This window comes from Enterocloster alcoholdehydrogenati, from assembly GCF_013282095.1.
GTDB lineage: Bacteria > Bacillota > Clostridia > Lachnospirales > Lachnospiraceae > Enterocloster > Enterocloster alcoholdehydrogenati.
Window position 1 is genome coordinate 111,198 of sequence record NZ_BLTJ01000003.1, and the last position, 14,980, is coordinate 126,177.

14 protein-coding genes are annotated in these 14,980 nt (G+C 50.1%); 11 read left to right on the forward strand and 3 right to left on the reverse strand.

The genetic code is table 11. The features are described 5' to 3' along the window. Positions 1-138 precede the first annotated feature (138 nt). Genes rfbC through HW447_RS04570 form a run of 3 tightly spaced genes read left to right on the forward strand, consistent with a single transcriptional unit; the run spans position 139 to position 2,136 of the window. A complete protein-coding gene (gene rfbC, locus HW447_RS04560) occupies positions 139-693 on the forward strand; it encodes a dTDP-4-dehydrorhamnose 3,5-epimerase (protein WP_176254152.1) in 555 nt (184 codons plus the stop codon). A 19-nt stretch (positions 694-712) separates the two neighbouring features. Further along, positions 713-1,525 (forward strand): ABC transporter permease, encoded by an 813-nt coding sequence (locus HW447_RS04565; RefSeq protein ID WP_176254153.1) that lies wholly within the window; start codon positions 713-715, stop codon positions 1,523-1,525. An 11-nt stretch (positions 1,526-1,536) separates the two neighbouring features. Next, positions 1,537-2,136 carry a M48 family metallopeptidase gene (locus HW447_RS04570; RefSeq protein WP_176254154.1) on the forward strand — a complete coding sequence of 200 codons (600 nt, stop codon included), beginning with the start codon at positions 1,537-1,539 and terminating at the stop codon, positions 2,134-2,136. Between the two features lie 65 nt (positions 2,137-2,201). On the opposite strand, the gene trxA is transcribed toward HW447_RS04570, so the two are convergent. The 3 genes from trxA to HW447_RS04585 form a co-directional block, all read right to left on the reverse strand. Beyond that, positions 2,202-2,519 (reverse strand): thioredoxin, encoded by a 318-nt coding sequence (trxA, locus tag HW447_RS04575; RefSeq protein ID WP_176254155.1) that lies wholly within the window; start codon positions 2,517-2,519, stop codon positions 2,202-2,204. A gap of 142 nt (positions 2,520-2,661) precedes the next feature. After that, positions 2,662-3,246: a chromate transporter gene (locus HW447_RS04580; protein WP_176254156.1), complete on the reverse strand. Its 585-nt coding sequence runs from the start codon at positions 3,244-3,246 to the stop codon at positions 2,662-2,664. Beyond that, complete coding sequence (locus tag HW447_RS04585; RefSeq protein WP_243176204.1) at positions 3,243-3,836, reverse strand: chromate transporter; 594 nt, start codon at positions 3,834-3,836, stop codon at positions 3,243-3,245. The genes HW447_RS04580 and HW447_RS04585 overlap by 4 nt, the downstream gene beginning before the upstream one ends. 292 nt (positions 3,837-4,128) lie before the next feature. On the opposite strand from HW447_RS04585, the gene HW447_RS04590 reads away from it, so the two are divergent. The 8 genes from HW447_RS04590 to HW447_RS04625 all read left to right on the forward strand — a co-directional run bounded on the left by HW447_RS04590 (position 4,129) and on the right by HW447_RS04625 (position 14,966). Further along, a complete protein-coding gene (locus HW447_RS04590; RefSeq protein ID WP_176254158.1) occupies positions 4,129-5,043 on the forward strand; it encodes a LysR family transcriptional regulator in 915 nt (304 codons plus the stop codon). 264 nt (positions 5,044-5,307) lie between these two features. Next, the gene (locus tag HW447_RS04595) at positions 5,308-6,759 is read left to right on the forward strand and encodes an ABC transporter ATP-binding protein (RefSeq protein ID WP_176254159.1); all 1,452 of its coding nucleotides are present in this window, start codon (positions 5,308-5,310) and stop codon (positions 6,757-6,759) included. Beyond that, a complete protein-coding gene (locus tag HW447_RS04600) occupies positions 6,752-10,735 on the forward strand; it encodes a glycosyltransferase (protein WP_176254160.1) in 3,984 nt (1,327 codons plus the stop codon). Before HW447_RS04595 ends, HW447_RS04600 begins: the two co-directional genes overlap by 8 nt. 297 nt (positions 10,736-11,032) lie before the next feature. Beyond that, positions 11,033-11,740, forward strand: coding sequence for a nucleotidyltransferase family protein (locus tag HW447_RS04605; RefSeq protein ID WP_176254161.1), 708 nt, complete (start codon positions 11,033-11,035; stop codon positions 11,738-11,740). Positions 11,741-11,787: 47 nt separating this feature from the next. Beyond that, positions 11,788-12,858, forward strand: coding sequence for a GHMP family kinase ATP-binding protein (locus tag HW447_RS04610; protein ID WP_176254162.1), 1,071 nt, complete (start codon positions 11,788-11,790; stop codon positions 12,856-12,858). A gap of 12 nt (positions 12,859-12,870) precedes the next feature. Continuing rightward, positions 12,871-13,536, forward strand: a complete 666-nt coding sequence (locus tag HW447_RS04615) for a D-glycero-alpha-D-manno-heptose-1,7-bisphosphate 7-phosphatase (RefSeq protein WP_176254163.1) — start codon at positions 12,871-12,873, stop codon at positions 13,534-13,536. 4 nt (positions 13,537-13,540) lie between these two features. Beyond that, complete coding sequence (locus HW447_RS04620; RefSeq protein WP_176254164.1) at positions 13,541-14,191, forward strand: D-sedoheptulose-7-phosphate isomerase; 651 nt, start codon at positions 13,541-13,543, stop codon at positions 14,189-14,191. Continuing rightward, positions 14,181-14,966 (forward strand): glycosyltransferase family A protein, encoded by a 786-nt coding sequence (locus HW447_RS04625; protein WP_176254165.1) that lies wholly within the window; start codon positions 14,181-14,183, stop codon positions 14,964-14,966. The genes HW447_RS04620 and HW447_RS04625 overlap by 11 nt, the downstream gene beginning before the upstream one ends. Positions 14,967-14,980 lie beyond the last annotated feature (14 nt).

A 14,980-nucleotide genomic window follows, 5' to 3' on the forward strand; every position in this document is an offset into this window, starting at 1 on the left:
TATAAACAGTTGCAACCATGTGGATAACGTGGTAGAATTTCCTGATAGATGTGGAAAACACATTTACACGGCCAAAATGCGGCTTGAGAGTGTCTCCCTGTCCGCTGACGGCAAAACAATAAAAGGAGAAAACGAAATATGGGAAAGATTAAAGTAACAGCCTGCGATATCGAGGGCCTTTATGTGATTGAGCCTGCTGTATTTAAGGATGAAAGAGGATATTTTATGGAAACCTATAACCAGAACGACTTTAAGGAGGCAGGGCTGGACATGACCTTTGTTCAGGACAACCAGTCCATGTCTGTAAAGGGCGTTTTGAGAGGCCTCCATTTTCAGAAGCAGTACCCCCAGGGCAAGCTGGTGCGTGCTGTTCGCGGAACAGTGTTTGATGTTGCGGTGGATTTGCGCTCTGATTCCAAAACCTATGGAAAATGGTTCGGCGTTACCTTATCCGCTGAGAACAAGAAGCAGTTTTACATTCCTGAGGGCTTTGCACATGGGTTCTTAGTCCTGTCCGATGAGGCAGAGTTTGCCTACAAGTGCACAGACTTCTATCATCCCGGCGATGAAGGCGGTCTGCTCTGGAGCGATCCCCAGATCGGCGTTGAGTGGCCCATTGAGCCGGATATGGAACTGATCATTTCCGAAAAGGACAAGAAGTGGAGCGGCCTTAAGGATACCTTTAAATTCTAATGGCAAAGGATGCAGACGTATGAATTATGTAATTTCTCTGCTGAAAGAGATCGTCAGAAAACGGAAACTTATATGGGATCTTGGTAAGGCGGATTTCAGAAAACGGTTCGTAGGCTCGTACTTCGGCATTGTGTGGATGTTTATCCAGCCGGTAGTGACAGTAGTGATCTACGCTGTAATCTTCGGCATCGGTTTTAAATCGCCGCCTCCCGTACCCGGGGTAAGCTATGTGGTATGGCTGGTGCCCGGTATTGTGCCCTGGTTTTTCTTCAGCGAGGCACTGAATACGGAAACGGGCTGTCTGCAGGAATACAGCTATCTGGTAAAAAAGGTAGTCTTTCAGGTAGAGATCCTGCCGATTATCAAGCTGATTTCCAGTCTGTTAGTCCATGGATTTTTCGTGCTGATCATGGCCGGGATGTATCTGATCGCAGGTATGCCGGTGCGGATCACCTGGATCCAGGTTCTCTACTACACCTTTTCGGCCTCTGTGCTGGCTTTGGGACTGGGATATTTTACTGCCTCCGTGAACGTATTTTTTAAGGATATGGCTCAGATTGTAGGGATCTTTCTTCAGTTTGGCATCTGGCTCAGCCCTATCATGTACCATGAGTCCATGTTTACAGACCGGATTCCCTGGATCGAAACCCTGTTTAAGATCAATCCCTTCTACTATATCGTCACTGGCTACAAAGACAGCATGATTACCGGAAACTGGTTTTGGGAGCGACCTAAGCTGACGCTGTATTACTGGGCCTTCACTCTGATCGTACTGTTGGGCGGCCTGAAAATGTTTAAAAAGCTGCGGCCGCATTTCTCAGATGTGCTGTAACAGGGCGCGATATGATACAGAAAATAGAGGTGGGATGGCGGCAGGGCGATAAGGAAGGCGTGATTTCTGCGCAGGTGATCTATTCCCGCCGCCGGACGCTGGGGCTTGAGATAAAAGCTGACGGCCAGGCTGTGATACGGGTTCCTGAGGGGATTGGGGATTCGGTCGTTATGGACTTTGTCCGGGATCGTCAGGAATGGATTGTGGAAAAATGGTTTCTCACCCAGCAGAAACGAAGCCGCTTGGCAGGCGCGTCTCCTCATGATTATGAGGGTCATCCTGAGATTGAGGCGTTCTACCGCCGTCAGGCCCGCAAGCGGATCACAGAGCGGACGGCCTATTTTGCAAGACGGATGGGGGTTACCTACGGACGTATTTCCATCCGTGCTGCAAAGACCCGCTGGGGCAGCTGCAGCGGGGAAGGAAATTTGAATTTTCACTGGAAGCTGATCCTGATGCCGCCGGAGATTTTAGACTATGTGGTCGTCCATGAGCTGGCCCACCGAAGGGAAATGAACCATTCAAGCCGTTTCTGGGCGCAGGTGGCAGAGATTCTCCCGGACTATAAGGCAAGAAGGCAGTGGCTGAAGGAGAATGGGAATTACGTATAGCGGAAAGCAGACAGTCAAAGAGCGGTAGCCTAAAACGCTGCCGCTCTTTTCTATGTGGCTTATAATTATTTTGCTTTTTCCAGTGCAGCCTCCAGTTCGGCCGGAGAGATAAGGCCTACGGTCTTGTTTACTTCCTGACCGTTTTTAAAGTAGATCAGGGTAGGAACGCTCATGACCTGGAAACGGGATGCCAGATCCATTTCCTCATCGATATCTACCTTGTAGAAATGAGCTTCAGGGTGAAGTTCTGCCATGCGCTCTACTGCGGGAGCCAGCATTTTGCAGGGGCCGCACCAGGTAGCGAAGAAATCCACCACTACTACGTCATCGCCTGCGTTTACTGCCTGGTCAAAGGTTGCGGATGTGAGATGTGTCAGTGCCATATATATACCTCCTGTTGATGAGTACCTCCAAAGGTACATCGCTGTTTTCATTGTTATAGATAGGATACCACAGATATACCTGTTTTTATGTGATAAAAGTCACGAAACATAAAAATATTTTCCTGTGTCAGTCAGATGGCAGCTATAACATTTTCATCATAAGCTGTATTGCAACCTCCGCTGCGCCGGAGAGCAGCATCACATGGATGGGATTCATTTTACATTTGATAAGCAGAGCCAGGGAAACCAGGAAGATCCCCGCTGCACGCAGATTGGTATTTGCGGCAAGCGTTTTTATATCTGTGCCCGAAACCGCGCCGCCCCAGAAGGCAGTGACCAGGATACTGACTCCGGCGGCGGCGATCATTGCAATGACAGCGGGCCGAAGGGATTTTAAAATACCCTGGAGCAGGCTCAGGTTACGGTAACGCAGATAAATTTTTGCCAGTACCGTGACCAGGATACAGGAAGGAAGCACACAGCCAAAGGTAGCGACCAGTGCTCCCGGCATACCTGCGATCCGGGTGCCTACAAAGGTGGCGGAATTGACTGCGATGGGGCCTGGGGTCATCTGGGAAATGGTAATCAGATCGGTAAATTCCGACTGGGTCAGCCAGGGATGAAGCTGGACCACCTGATTCTGAATCAAAGGCATGGCTGCATAGCCTCCGCCGAAGCTGAAGGCTCCGATTTGAAGGAAACTTAAAAAAAGCTGTAAATAGATCATAAAGAGCCTCCTTTCTGCTGTTTTTCACGGCGCAGTGTGACCGCAACGCCAAGAGCGATGCAAAACAGGATGATGATAACAGCGCTGACGCCGAAAATGTAATTTGCAATAAAGGCTGCCGCCATGATAATAAGAGGGCCGGCCTGTTTTTCCTTTACGATACCTGATGACATTTCCCAGACCACCTCCATGATCACAGCGCCTACGCCGGACTGCATACCATTTAGCATCCATCCTACATATTGATTGGAACGGAAGGCAGTGTAGCAGAAGGAGATCAGAGACAGTATGGTAAAGGGAGGAATCACAGTAGCAAGTACAGAGGTGAGAACGCCAGGTATTCCCGCCAGCTTGTAGCCCACCACAATCGCCCCGTTGACAGCAATCGCTCCGGGGCAGGACTGGGCAATAGCCACCAGATCCAGCATTTCTTCCTCGTCGATCCAATGGTACTGATCCACAAAGGTTTTTTTCATGAGGGTAACAATCACATAGCCGCCGCCAAAGGTAAAGGCGCTTAAGTAAAACGTGGAAATGAACAGTTTCCGAAGAATAACGGAACGCGTTTCATGGTGTACAGTTGATTCCATAGCAGACTCCTTTTTCATTGAAAATAATATTTGTCTGCCTGTTAATTTAACGCAGCTATTCCGTTATACGGCAATTTATGCGGAAATATGGCTGCAATCTAACAGGCATTTTTACTATAAGGCTTGCAAACACATATGTAAAATACTATAATATTATAATCTATATAATGAAAATATTATAAAAACTCAGACGGCCCGGCAGCACAGGAAAGAAAACAGCCCAAGGAACCGGGAAATAGGATACATTTACTGAGAAATAGTCTTTGGAGGGAAGAAAGGAAGAGGAAACAGGATGACCCTGCGCCATTTAAGAATCTATGTTACAGTCTGTGAAACAGGCAGCATGACTGCAGCTGCAAAAAAGCTTTATATTGCCCAGCCTTCCATCAGTCTCGCTGTTTCAGAAATGGAGCGTTATTACGGCGTACGGCTGTTTGACCGGATTTCCCGACGCCTTTACATGACCGACAGCGGGCGCCAGACCCTGGAATACGCCAGACACATTATCGCGCTGTTTGATGAGATGGAGCAGGGGATCCGCGGCGGCCGGTCGGCGGGAAGTCTGCGGGTCGGAGCCAGCATTACCATTGGTTCCTACCTGCTTCCGGGATATATTAAGGCGCTGAAGGAAGAATTTCCGACGCTGAAGGTTCAGGCAGCGGTGGGAAATTCCGGAACGATAGAGCAGAAGCTCCTGGAAAATGAGATCGATATAGGCATCATCGAGGGAACCATTCACAGCCCTTATATCCAGTGTGAAACATTTCCGGGGGATAAACTGATATTTATCTGTCCTCCAGATCATCCGTTTGCCAAAAAGACATTGGGATCTGCGGAATGCCTGGTGGGACAGGAGATGATTCTGCGGGAGAAAGGCAGCGCCAGCCGGGAGATTTTTGAGGGGATCCTGGCGGCCAGGGAAATTTCTGTTCAGCCCTTGTGGGAGAGCGTCAGCAATCAGGTTCTCCTTGAAGGCGTAAAGGCGGGGCTGGGGCTGTCCCTTTTGCCCAACTATCTGGTGCGGGCTGGCTTAGAGGCTGGAGAGATCAGTAAATTTTCCATCAGGGGGCTGGAACTAGCCAGAAAGTTTTCCATTATATACCATAAAAATAAATTTCTTACAAGAGAGGCTCAGACGCTGATTGGTATGGTGATTTCTGGAAACGGCAGGAGAGGGAACGATGGAAACAAGGAGAAATCTCTCTGATCTTAAGGAAACCGCCTGTGGATCATGAGCTTACCTTAAGCTATGTGCATTGCGGAAAATCAGCCGGAGACGTACCATAGCCGGAAACACTGGCAAAGCTTTTGTAAAGGGAGCCGGGAGGCTCCCAATATGATCTGTCTGTTTCCTCCATCCGCCCCAACCAAAACTTATTCTTTTTACCAGTATAAAAACTTGACATTTTATGGTATACTTATGCCTAAAGTGGAAAACTATGCAGTCATGTGACTAGATATGGAGATAGATATGGAAGTTAGAGAACAGGAAAATGCCATCAGCGTCCGGGACGTGACCAAGGTGTACCGGCTGTATGATAAGCCCGTTGACCGGTTAAAGGAGTCAGTAAGTTTTTCTCATAAGAATTACCACAGGGATTTTTATGCGTTAAGCGGCCTTTCCTTTGAGGTAAAGAAAGGCGAGACAGTGGGGATCATCGGAACGAATGGCTCCGGCAAATCTACGATCCTAAAGATCATTACCGGCGTACTGACTCCCACCACGGGACAGGTGGATGTAAACGGAAAGATTTCCGCTCTTTTGGAACTTGGAGCCGGTTTTAATATGGACTATACCGGAATTGAAAATATATATATGAACGGTACCATGATGGGCTACACCAGAAAAGAGATGGATGCCAAGCTTCAGGATATCCTGGAGTTTGCGGAGATCGGGGACTTTGTGCATCAGCCGGTAAAGACCTATTCCAGCGGTATGTTCGTCCGTCTGGCATTTGCGCTTGCCATCAATGTGGATCCTGAGATCCTGATCGTGGATGAGGCTTTGTCTGTGGGCGATGTGTTTTTCCAGTCCAAATGCTACCGCCGTATGGAGGAAATCCGCAAAAAGGGTACTACCATACTGATGGTAACTCATGATATGGGGAGTATTATCAAGTACTGCGATCGGGTGGTTCTGCTTCACAAGGGCGAGTTTATTGCTCAGGGGCCGGCTGGCAGGGTAGTGGATATGTATAAGAAGATTCTGGCCGGAAAACTGGAGGATCTGAAGGCAGAGCTGGAAGCACAGAGGACGGCTGCTGTTTCTGAGGCGGCCCCTTCCGGGGAAAATGCAGACGCAGGCCGGAGCGGAGGCTTGCTTTCTGACTTTTTTGGCGGCATGGATGTGGACAGCCTTGTGGCGGACCAGGTTGCAAAGAAGGAATTTCTTTCCGGGGACGGCGCGGGTTCTGCCCCGGCGGCTTACAAAGGTCTCATGCGCGATCAGCTGACCATCAATGCCGACCGTACGGAATACGGCGATGGCCGGGCAGAGATTTATGATCTGGGCCTGATTGATGCCAGAGGAAACATTACGAACCTTCTCCTTAAGGGAGAGGAATTTACCATCCGTGAGCGCATTCGTTTCCACGCGGATATTCCGGCCCCTATTTTTACCTATACGATCAAGGACAAAAAGGGAACGGAGCTTACGGGAACCAATACCATGTTTGAGGGCGCGGACATCAAGCCTGTAAAGAACGGGGACGAATATGTAGTGGAATTTACCCAGAAAATGACTCTTCAGGGAGGAGAGTACCTTCTGAGTATGAGCTGCACCGGCTTTGAGGCGGGAGAGCACGTGGTATATCACCGCCTTTATGATGTGACGAACCTTACGGTGATCTCCAATAAAAATACCGTTGGCATCTACGACATGGAGTCCCAGGTAAAAGCGGAAAAGAGGAACACAGATGAATGATATAAGCTATGAGATCCTGGATCTCTTTAAAAAATACGGCTCTGACGAGACGGCGATTCAGGCCATTCTTGAAAATGACAACCGGCCGGAGGTTCTCTATGCTCTTTCTGACATCCGCCAGAACCTGATTGACTGGATGGATCTTAAGGGCTGCAAAGAGGTGCTTCAGCTTAGCTCAGGATATGGAGCCCTTACGGGCCTTCTGGCAAAGCGCTGCGGCCATGTGACCGTGACAGACAGACTGGATGAAAATCTGGCGGTTAATGAACAGAGAAACAGCGCAGAAACGAATATTTCCTATATAAAGCAGGCACAGTGGGAAAAGGAAAAAAGCGGGAAACAGGCCGCCTTTGATCTGGTGATTGCAGAGGCGTCCCGGCCGGATATGGATCTGGTTTCATTCGTAAAGGAGGCGGCTGGATACTTAAATGATACGGGACGCCTGCTGTTTTCCTGTGAAAATGCACTGGGGCTCTGCTTTTTATCCGGCGCGGTCCATGATGAGGAGGAGAGTGCTTTTACCAGGGGAGAACTGGAGGCGGCTTTTCGGGAGGCAGACCTTGCAAAGGTTGATTTTTATTATCCGATGCCGGAGTATAAGCGGGCGCAGACCGTTTACTCGGACCGATATCTGCCTGGAAAAGGCGATATTCCCCATGTGACGGCTGTTTATGACCGTCAGCGCTGGGCCTGTATCCATGAGGATGAGATTTCCGATAAGCTGGTTCAGGAAAACGCCTTTGGCCTTTTTGCCAATGCCTATCTGGCGGTGGCTTCTAAGGCTTCGGTGTCCTTTCAGACGGTTTTTGCAAAATATAACCGCACCAGAAAGCCGCAGTTTCAGATCCGCACCAGAATACTGGAAGAAAATGGAAAACCATACGTAGAAAAGGCGGCTCTGACCCAGGAGTCCTCATCCCACATCACCTCTATGGAGGAAAAATATAAAAAACTGTCGGCTGTAAACCAGGAAATCCGCGTGCTGGAGCCTTATTTTACAGAGGATAAAAAGGCGGTGCGCTTTGCTTTCCTGACGGGGAAAACCCTGGCAGAGGAGCTGGGAGAGCAGATCCGTGGAAAAAGGGCACCGGTTAGAGCCATTGAGGCTGCGATGGAGACGGTGTTTGGAATGGCAAAGGTGCGCAAAGAGCCCTTTGAGGTGACGCCGGAGTTTCTTGAGGTGTTTGGAAGAGAACAGGAGGGGGAAGGCCAGGAAACCTCTCTGGCAGAGAAACTGTCAAGATTTTCTGATGCCTCCTATGAAGTCAGCAATATTGACGGCCTGTTTGAAAATCTGATGACCAGTGAAGGGAAGCTTTACTGCCTGGACTACGAGTGGGTCTTTGATTTTCCAGTGCCGGCAGGTTTTGTGCGATACCGCAGCCTGGTTTATTTCTACTATAAGTATGAAGGGCTGATGTCCTATGAAAATGCGGCAGAGTTCTTACGGGAGTTCCGCATTGACGGGGATACGGCCGCTTTGTATGCCGCCATGGAAGAGTCCTTCCAGTCCTGGGTACACGGCGACGGCACACAGGGCTATATGGGCAATTACAGGCAGCGCCTGGTAACGCTGGAAGAGTTAAAGGCTCAGGAGAAGGAACTGGCCCAGGCCAGGGATCGGATCAATCAGCTTCAGGAAGAGGTGGAGGAGCGCAACATCCAGATCAAGAAGGATCAGGAGATCCTGCGCCTTACCAATAATCATGTTAAGAATCTTGAAATCATGATCCGGGATCTGCGCCATGAGATCGATGAGCTGGGCAAGCTGGCAACCTATCTCAACGGCCACGAAGCGTTCATATACAAGCTCCGCCGTAAGCTGGGCGTTCAGGTAAACCGGGCCTTCCCCAGGGGAACGAGAAAACGGAAAGTTTTAAACTACTGTTTTCATACCGTGCGCCATCCGGCACAATATATAAAGATGTATGCAACGAAAGAGGGACGCAACCGGATCGAGGGGGATTTCAAGATCGGCGAAGGCTATTTAACAGGCGGCCGTCTCTCCTTCCCGCAGTATCCCGGCGAAGGAAAAGAGGGGCCGGACGGCTGGGAAGGGCCTCTGGTGTCCATTGTGATCCCCTGCTACAACCAGATCCATTATACCTATGCCTGCCTTCAGTCCATTCTGGAGTGTACAAAGGATGTGACCTATGAGGTTATTATTGCAGATGACGTTTCCACCGATGCTACCGCTGAGATCGGCAAATTTGCGGACGGTCTGGTGATCTGCCGCAACAAGACGAATCAGGGCTTTTTAAGGAACTGCAATCAGGCGGCAAAGGCGGCCAGAGGCAAATACATCATGTTTTTAAATAATGATACCAAGGTGACGGAAGGGTGGCTTTCTTCTCTGGTAACGCTGATCGAGTCAGATCCTTCCATCGGTATGGTGGGCTCCAAGCTTGTGTATCCCGACGGACGGCTTCAGGAGGCGGGCGGTATTCTCTGGAGCGATGGATCTGGCTGGAACTACGGCCGCCTGGACGACCCGAATAAGGCGGAATATAATTATGTTAAGGATGTGGATTATATATCCGGCGCTGCCATTCTGCTGTCTGTTAGGCTGTGGAAGCAGATTGGAGGCTTTGATGAGCGGTTTGCGCCTGCGTACTGTGAAGATTCCGATCTTGCCTTTGAGGTGAGAAAAGCCGGTCTGCGGGTAGTGTATCAGCCGCTGTCTAAGGTGATTCATTTTGAAGGCGTGTCCAATGGCACGGATGTAAACGGCACAGGCCTGAAACGGTATCAGGTGGAAAACAGCAGAAAACTCCGGGAAAAATGGGCGGATGAGTTTAAGAAACAGAGCGTCAATGACGGCAGTCCCAATCCTTTCAGAGCCAGAGAGCGCAGTCAGGGCAAGAAGGTAATCCTGGTAGTAGACCATTATGTGCCTACCTTTGATAAGGACGCAGGTTCCAAAACCACCTATCAGTATCTGAAAATGTTCTTAAAAAAGGGATATGTGGTTAAATTCCTGGGAGATAATTTCCTCCATGAAGAGCCGTATTCCACGATGCTGCAGCAGATGGGAATTGAAATTCTTTACGGAGATGAGTGGGCTTGCGGTATCTGGGACTGGTTAAAGAAGAATGGGGATGAGATTGATTTCGCTTACTTAAACCGTCCTCACATTGCCACCAAATATGTGGACTTTATTAAGGAAAATACAAATATCAAGGTGATCTACTACGGCCATGACCTTCATTTCCTGCGTCTGGGCCGGGAGTATGAACTGACTGGAGATATAAGCATCAAGCGGGAGGCGGATTACTGGAGAGCCATCGAGCTTTCCATGATGCGCAAGGCGGAGGTTTCCTACTACCCGTCTTATGTGGAGATCGACGCTATCCATCAGATCGATCCTGAGATTCCGGCAAAGGCCATTACTGCCTATGTATACGATGAATTTCTGACTGATATCAGGGAGGACTTTGAAAAGAGGGAGGGACTGCTGTTTGTAGGCGGTTTCGCCCATCCGCCGAATGCGGACGCGGTCCTGTGGTTTGCAAGGGAAATTTTCCCAGAGATCCGTAAAAAGCTGCCGGATGTGAATTTCTATGTAGTCGGTTCCAAGGTAATGGATGAGATAAAAGCGCTGGAGCAGCCGGGAAACGGCATCATTATCAAGGGCTTTGTCAGTGAGGAAGAGCTGGCCAGACTTTACTCTGTCTGCAGGGTGGTGGTAGTGCCTCTGCGGTACGGTGCCGGTGTAAAGGGCAAAGTGGTAGAAGCCCTCTACAATGGAGCGCCCATTGTCACAACCAGTACAGGAGCAGAAGGAATTCCGGAGGTGGAAACTGTTCTGGAGACGGAAAACGATCCCCAGGCATTTGCCGAGAAGACAGCCGCCCTCTACAGCGACCCCGCCCGCTGCCGTCAGATGTGTCTTGCGGCCCAGGACTATATAAAGAAACACTTCAGCCTGGAAAGCGCCTGGAAAGTCATAGAAAAAGACTTTTCGCGACAGCGATAAGCAGTGCAGCCATACAGGCTTACGCTGCCAAAAGCAAGCTCGCTTGCTTTTGGCGGTGAAAGCCTGTATGGCTATAGGGCGCAAGCCCGCGACCGAGGAAACGCACTGCGTTTTCGAGGTTGGCGCTGCGAACTGGCGTCAGAGAAGCAGGCTCGCTTGCTTTTGGCGGTGAAAGCCTGTATGGCTATAGGGCGCAAGCCCGTGACCGAGGAAACGCACTGCGTTTTCGAGGTTGGCACCGCGAACTGGCGTCAGTTCCCACAAAAAACCAACTCAAACAAACAGGAGGATCCCACAATGCAGGCAATACTTCTGGCCGGAGGCCTTGGAACCCGGCTCCGCAGCGTAGTAAGCGACCGGCCAAAGCCAATGGCTCTCATACAGGAAAAGCCCTTCATGGAATACGTCACCAGGGAACTGGTGCGAAATGGTGTCACAGACATCATTTTTGCCGTAGGCTACAAAGGTTCCATGGTGGAAGAACATTTTAAAGATGGAAATGCTTTCGGTTTCCGCGCCTCCTACGCTTATGAAGAGACGCTCTTAGGCACAGCCGGAGCCATCAAAAACGCAGGAAGATACATTACTGAGGATTGTTTTTTCGTCCTCAATGCAGACACATTTTACCAGATTGATTATACAAGGCTGGTAAGGCAGCAGAACGAACAGAAACTGGACATGGCTCTGGTTCTGCGCAGAGTTCCTGACGTATCCCGCTATGGTCAGGCGGTCTTAGATGAAAACGGAATCCTTACAGGCTTCAACGAAAAAACGGAAGCAGCAAGACCCGGCACCATCAACGGCGGCATTTACCTGATGAAGAGAAGCCTTCTTGATGAGATTCCGGAGGGAAAGGTATCTCTGGAAAACGACCGGATTCCCTGCTGGCTTTTGGAAGGAAAGCGTCTGGGCGGCTTTGTAAATGACGGCTATTTTATTGATATCGGTATCCCGGAGGCCTATTTCCAGTTCCAGAAGGATGTGGAGACAGGAGTTGTCCGGTAGAACACCGGAAAAAGCCGGATATCAGGCAGACAAGAGAGGAGTAAGCTATGGTAATCAGAGGCAGAGCGCCCCTGCGTGTCAGTTTCGGCGGAGGAGGCACCGATGTGGCCCCCTTCTGTGAGGAGCAGGGCGGTGCTATTATCGGCAGCACCATCAACAAATACGCCTATTGTTCCATCGTTCCCAGAGAGGACGATCAGATCATCGTTCATTCCCTGGATTTTGATATGACAGTAAAATACAATACAAAGGAAAACTACGTCTATGACGGCCGCCTGGATCTTGTAACAGCGGCCTTAAAAGCAATGGAGATCAGCCAGGGCTGCGAGGTCTATCTGCAGTGCGACGCGCCTCCAGGCTCCGGCCTCGGAACCTCCTCTACGGTGATGGTTGCCATGCTGACGGCTATGGCCCGATGGAAGGGCATAATGATGGATGCCTATGCCATGGCAGATCTGGCGTATCAGGTAGAGCGGCTGGATCTGAAGATCGACGGCGGCTATCAGGACCAGTATGCTGCGGCTTTCGGCGGCTTTAATTTCATCGAATTTCACGGCCGCAACGATGTGGTAGTAAATCCCCTGCGTATTAAGAAGGATATTATCCACGAACTGCAGTACAACCTTCTTCTCTGCTACACGGGAAAGATCCATGTTTCTGCCAATATCATCAAGGACCAGGTTCAGAATTATGAGAAAAAGGATGCCTTTGACGCCATGTGTGAGGTAAAGGCACTGGCCTATGCCATGAAGGACGAACTTTTAAAAGGAAATCTCCACAGCTTCGGAAAGCTTCTCGATTACGGCTGGAGAAGCAAAAAGCGCATGAGCAGCAAGATCACAAGCCCCCAGATCGATATGCTTTATGAGGAGGCCATCAGGGCCGGAGCGCTGGGAGGAAAGCTTTTAGGAGCCGGCGGCGGAGGCTATCTGCTTATGTACTGCCCCTACAATGTACGTCATAAGGTGGCGGCCCGCATGGAGCAGGCAGGCGGCCAGCTGGCAGACTGGAACTTTGAACTGCGGGGCGCTCAGAGCTGGGTAGCGGATGAGGGCCGATGGAAGTACGAGCAGGTAAAGGTACAGATGCCGAACGGAACCTATACATTTGAGCTGTAGTTGGGAAATAAAATGGAAAAAATTGTATTTTTAGACAGAGACGGAACCCTCAATGAGGAGGTAAATTACCTTCACCGTCCGGAAGATATGCGCCTTTTGCCGGGAGTGCCCCAGGCCCTGGCACGGCTTAAGGAGGCAGGCTTTAAGCTGGTGGTAATCACCAATCAGGCCGGAGTGGCCAGAGGCTACTACAGGGAGGAGGACGTAAAAGCTCTTCATCAGTATATGAACGGACTTCTGGCTGATTTTGGAGCAGAAATCGACGGCTTTTACTACTGTCCCCACCATCCGGTTCACGGCATTGGAGACTACAAAAAGAACTGCTTATGCAGGAAACCGGGGATTGGGATGTTTTTACAGGCAGAGGAGCAGTTTGCAGTGGACAAAGCCCATTCTTATATGATAGGAGATAAGCTTCTGGATACCAGGGCCGGCCAAAATTACGGCGTTTTCTCTGTTCTGGTAGGAACCGGATATGGAAAAGAACTCCATGAAAAATGTCTGGCAGAGGAAACGAAGGTACCGCCTTATGACTATTATGCGGATACTCTGGATCAGGCGGCAGACTGGATCCTGAAGCAGGATCAGGAAACAGCTGTCAGGGAACGGGGCGGCGCATACCAGGAGGCAGTATATACACCGGGAACTGAGGATTCCCGAAGCAGAAAAGAGAGGTAAAGGGATGGACAGCAGAGATGAGAAACAGATTCTTAAAGATCTGATCCGGCGTTATCAGGCAGTAGAGGCCATTGAAAATGATATTTTTAAGGCGTATGAGATTTTGCGCAGCTGTTTTGAGCAGGGCGGAAAGCTTCTCATCGCCGGAAATGGCGGAAGTTGTGCGGACAGCGAACATATCGTGGGAGAACTGATGAAGGGATTTGTCAAAAAAAGACCGGTATCGCCGGAATATGCAAAGCGGCTTGAGGCGGCGGACCCGGAGCTTGGGCCGAAGCTGGCAGCCTGCTTACAGGGCGGCCTTCCGGCTATTGCCCTGACGGGCCACCCGGCGCTGACAACGGCATTTTCTAATGATGTAGACGGCAGTATGGGATACGCCCAGCAGGTATGCGTCTATGGGAAGGAAGGCGATGTGTTCTTAGGCATCACCACCTCCGGCAATTCAGAAAATATCCTGTATGCAGCGGCAGCGGCAAGAGCTTCCGGCTTAAAGATCATCGGTCTTACGGGCCGGGACGGCGGAAAACTGAAACGGATGAGCGATGTTTCGGTAGTAGTGCCGGAGCAGGAAACATATAAGATCCAGGAGCTGCATCTGCCAGTTTACCATGCGCTGTGCCTGATGCTAGAGGAACATTTCTATGAAGTATAGCCATGTCTTTGCTATTGCGGCCTATGGGGAATCTCCTTGGCTGGAATCGTGCATCCGTTCGCTGAAGGCCCAGACATCGCTGTCTCCCATTATCCTGTGTACGTCCACGCCAAGTCGTTTTTTAGAGGAGACGGCAGAGAAATACCGCCTTCCGCTGTATGTGAGGGACGGGATAAGCAGCATCCGGGATGACTGGAACTATGCTTATAAGATGGCAGATGCGGACTTTGTGACCATTGCCCATCAGGATGATATGTATCACAGGGAATACGGGGCAGAGCTTTTAAGGGCGGCAGAGCGATGGCCGGATATGACTGTGTTTACCACGGATTACGCAATTGTAAAGGGTGCAAAGCTGATCCAGAGTGATTCCCTTTTGTGGGTAAAGCGCCTTTTGCGTCTGCCTCTGCGGGGATCTGTGCTCAATCACCACACTTTTATAAAGAAACTGCCCCTGATTTTTGGAAATCCCATCTGCTGTCCTGCTACCTCTTACAGTAAGAAACGTCTGGGAGAGCCCCTTATACAGTCGGAGTACAGCTTTGCACTTGACTGGGATAACATGGTCAGGCTGGCAGAAACGCCAGGGCGGTTTATCTGCCGGGAAAAGCCGCTTTTATACTACCGGGTTCATGATGGGGCCACGACAAAGGCCTGTATTAAGGATCAGAGAAGATCCAGGGAGGAAGAGGCGATGTTTGCCCGGTTCTGGCCCAAACCTGTGGTACGGCTTCTGATGCGGGGATATTCCACCGCCTATAAGGAATACGAGTAAAGGAAATAGTTCAA

Bases quoted from the DNA above. Each gene is read 5' to 3' on its own strand.
- rfbC (WP_176254152.1), top strand. From the start codon at position 139: ATGGGAAAGATTAAAGTAACAGCCTGCGATATCGAGGGCCTTTATGTG.
- HW447_RS04565 (WP_176254153.1), top strand. From the start codon at position 713: ATGAATTATGTAATTTCTCTGCTGAAAGAGATCGTCAGAAAACGGAAA.
- HW447_RS04570 (WP_176254154.1), top strand. From the start codon at position 1,537: ATGATACAGAAAATAGAGGTGGGATGGCGGCAGGGCGATAAGGAAGGC.
- trxA (WP_176254155.1), bottom strand. From the start codon at position 2,519: ATGGCACTGACACATCTCACATCCGCAACCTTTGACCAGGCAGTAAAC.
- HW447_RS04580 (WP_176254156.1), bottom strand. From the start codon at position 3,246: ATGATCTATTTACAGCTTTTTTTAAGTTTCCTTCAAATCGGAGCCTTC.
- HW447_RS04585 (WP_243176204.1), bottom strand. From the start codon at position 3,836: ATGGAATCAACTGTACACCATGAAACGCGTTCCGTTATTCTTCGGAAA.
- HW447_RS04590 (WP_176254158.1), top strand. From the start codon at position 4,129: ATGACCCTGCGCCATTTAAGAATCTATGTTACAGTCTGTGAAACAGGC.
- HW447_RS04595 (WP_176254159.1), top strand. From the start codon at position 5,308: ATGGAAGTTAGAGAACAGGAAAATGCCATCAGCGTCCGGGACGTGACC.
- HW447_RS04600 (WP_176254160.1), top strand. From the start codon at position 6,752: ATGAATGATATAAGCTATGAGATCCTGGATCTCTTTAAAAAATACGGC.
- HW447_RS04605 (WP_176254161.1), top strand. From the start codon at position 11,033: ATGCAGGCAATACTTCTGGCCGGAGGCCTTGGAACCCGGCTCCGCAGC.
- HW447_RS04610 (WP_176254162.1), top strand. From the start codon at position 11,788: ATGGTAATCAGAGGCAGAGCGCCCCTGCGTGTCAGTTTCGGCGGAGGA.
- HW447_RS04615 (WP_176254163.1), top strand. From the start codon at position 12,871: ATGGAAAAAATTGTATTTTTAGACAGAGACGGAACCCTCAATGAGGAG.
- HW447_RS04620 (WP_176254164.1), top strand. From the start codon at position 13,541: ATGGACAGCAGAGATGAGAAACAGATTCTTAAAGATCTGATCCGGCGT.
- HW447_RS04625 (WP_176254165.1), top strand. From the start codon at position 14,181: ATGAAGTATAGCCATGTCTTTGCTATTGCGGCCTATGGGGAATCTCCT.